We start from the raw sequence: 2,483 nt of genomic DNA, 5'->3' as shown, positions 1-2,483 counted from the left end.
AGTTGTGGTCTTACGTAAATTCTAAGGAAAATTCAGTTTATATTTGGTTAGCGATCGCTAGATCAAGTCGACAAATTGTGGGATTTCATTTAGGAGATCGCAGTCGAAATAGTGCCAAAGAATTTTGGAAGACCTTACCAAAAAATTATCAGGATAATGGGAAATTTTATACAGATTTATGGGAATCATATTGTGATGTACTCCCTAGCGGTGCGGCCGCACTCGCTTCGCGAGACCGCCACTATCCTAGTACAAAGAAAAGTGGTGAAACAACAAGGATTGAAAGATTAAATAATACCTTAAGACATCGCTGCTCTCGTCTAGTCAGAAAAAACTTAGCGTTTTCTAAAAACTTTTTCAACCATGAGGGGGCTATTTTGTATTTCATCAATCATTATAACGAGGAAATGCTATCAACTTAGATTAACTTTCACTACTTAAATAACACTACCCAAAATTTAAACTTTAGCTTTCATGAAATTTTGCGAGAACTATGCCTCACCAACTTCTGCTAATGAAGAGGAAATATTTACAATGTCTGAAAAACTTAATTCTGTTCAATCAAACAGGAAATCGACCCCTCAACAATTATATGAAGCTGTTTTGAAAAACGATTTATCCTTAGTCAAGAAACTACCAAAAAACGCCAACTCTTCAGAAGAGTAAGGATCTGCCGTTGCCAGATGCTGCTTAGATTGGTAAAACACGAGTTACACTACCTATTGTTTTATAATGAAGAATAATCAACAGTCAGCTTTAAGTTTATCCACAGAATCTATTAAAATTTATGAAAAAACCTATCAATTACCCGTTCTTAATAGTCCAGGTTTTAGTCAATTACAACAACAAATAAAAAAGCGTCAAAAACTAATTAAGGCGGAAAAACGCGAAACTAGAGAAACTCAAACTCAACAGAGATTTTTCGGTTTATTTAATAAAGTCGAAACTGTAACTCGTTCTCAACCAATCACTTTTTCAGAACGGTTTCAAGAGTTAGAAAGATTAATTAAAGACTACAACAAGATTATTAGCTTTTTAACTCAACACAAACAAGCTTATCAGGTGTTTTTTGTGCAATTAACCGATGAATTAAAAGGAATTGTTAATAAAAGATGCTTAGAATTAGCACAAGTAGAAGAAGAACGCCTCACTGGACTGAAAGAAGCAGAGAATGATCCTGTTTTAGTGGAATTATATCAAAGTCAACAACAACAGATTTTCAGGAATGCTTTTATCTTACACCGTGCTGCTCAATTAATGTTAAAAAAAGTTGATCTAATTAATAAGAGTATCCAAAAATTAGCAGAGGATCAGGTAGAACAAAAGTCTCTGTTAGAGAACATGGTAGGAAAATTAGGTAAATATCAAAAAGCCTATGCTTTACAGCAAAAAATTAATAAAATAGAAAAAGATATTAATAAGTTAGCTGATATGGCAATTAATTTTGAGAGCATTATGAGCAACTTTCTGGGACCGTTTCAGGGTTTAATTGAGCAAGTTGTGAGCATTGATGAAGAACTCTCAGGAACAGTAGAAGAAATTAGAGTATTAGCAGGAGATATTCTCAATCAAGATGCTAGATTATTTGCTTTTGAAGAGTCGGAAAGTTTATCTGATAGTGTGGTATATTTTTTGGTAACAAGTTATGGTAAACGGGAACGAATAGGAGATGCTTTGGAGAATATACGTTTTGAAACGGTTAATAGTTTAGATGAGTTATTATTACCTCCAGAAGTATTAGAAAATACCTCTTTAACCACTGCACTTTACTCTATTCAAAATGATGTAGAATCAAACTTAAATCAGCTACGAAATAATTATACTAACGAAACTATTGATATTAATGATTACACTGTACCTTTAGTCTCTGAAGTTGAACTAAAAAGTGCTAGAAATGTTCACTATACTAAACTTCGTGACCTCCTCGCAGCAGGGAAATGGAAAGAAGCTGACAAAGAAACTGCTAATGTCATGCTCAGAGTCGCTAATCGAGTCTCTGAGGGATGGTTAAGGGAGTCTGATATCCATAACTTCCCTTGTGATGACTTACGCACCATTGATCAACTCTGGGTCCACTACAGCAAGGGAAAATTTGGCTTCAGCGTCCAGAAAAAAATCTATATGGATGAACTTGGAGGAACAAGAGACTATAATGAAAATGCGTGGATAGATTTTTGCGACCGCGTCGGTTGGAGAAAAGGAGGAAACTTTGTGGAAAAATCAGACCTCACTTTTGAATTACAAGATACTACAATGGTGGGACACCTTCCTACGGGGGGGTGGGGACACCTGAAGGCGGTGGAGCGTGATGGGTGGTGGTGGTGGTGGGGTATATGTGCTGGGTGTACTTCTCTCGCGCAAAGACTTGTAACTTGTAAGATATAAGACTTTCAGGCGGTTGTCAAGTATAGCTGGTTCTAACGGTTTTAGCAGGGCAAACGCATCTAAAATATGAGCAAAATTAGGGTATAATAAGGTCAGAA

2 protein-coding genes are annotated in these 2,483 nt (G+C 35.9%); both read left to right on the top strand.

Going from position 1 to position 2,483, the window contains the following annotated elements:
• On the top strand, positions 1 to 422 hold a 422-nt coding region (locus tag P9B04_RS20495; RefSeq protein ID WP_342056825.1), incomplete at its 5' end, for an IS1 family transposase.
• A 310-nt stretch (positions 423 to 732) separates the two neighbouring features.
• On the top strand, positions 733 to 2,385 hold the full coding sequence (locus P9B04_RS20490; RefSeq protein ID WP_342056824.1) for a GUN4 domain-containing protein: 1,653 nt from the start codon (positions 733 to 735) through the stop codon (positions 2,383 to 2,385).
• The last annotated feature ends 98 nt before the right edge of the window (positions 2,386 to 2,483 follow it).

Origin of the sequence: Crocosphaera sp. Alani8 (genome assembly GCF_038442745.1) — a bacterium.
Classification (GTDB): domain Bacteria; phylum Cyanobacteriota; class Cyanobacteriia; order Cyanobacteriales; family Microcystaceae; genus Crocosphaera.
This window is presented reverse-complemented; position numbering and strand designations above follow the sequence as displayed.

What these genes read in the sequence shown, in the direction of transcription:
- P9B04_RS20490 (WP_342056824.1), top strand. Translation starts at nt 733, where the DNA reads ATGAAGAATAATCAACAGTCAGCTTTAAGTTTATCCACAGAATCTATT.